Below are 288 nucleotides of genomic sequence, written 5' to 3'. Positions count from 1 at the left end.
CCAGCGTATCGAGATTGAGCAGCAGCACCATCCTGCACTGTGGAGCACTGGCCGACTCCCACACCCAGCGTAACAGCGTCGGCGGTGAATGCTTACGCGCCTGCTGACGTTCCTGAGAGTATGCCCCAGTACGCTGCCAGACCTCAGTGTGAAAGCGTAAAATTAAAGAGCGGTAATCGGCCATGCTGTCGCGGTACGGTAACGCCAGCGTAAAGCTGAATGCAGCCAGCCGTGGGTAATGGTCAACGGCCTGTTGTAAAAACATACGAATGGTGGTCGGTGTGCTGT

1 pseudogene is annotated in these 288 nt (G+C 56.2%); it reads right to left on the bottom strand.

Annotated elements, in window-relative coordinates:
* Nucleotides 1-288: pseudogene (locus DEO48_RS15380) on the bottom strand (inovirus-type Gp2 protein); the annotation flags it as partial.

This window comes from Enterobacter sp. CGMCC 5087 (assembly GCF_003144775.1).
Taxonomy (GTDB): domain Bacteria; phylum Pseudomonadota; class Gammaproteobacteria; order Enterobacterales; family Enterobacteriaceae; genus Enterobacter; species Enterobacter cloacae_M.
This window is presented reverse-complemented; position numbering and strand designations above follow the sequence as displayed.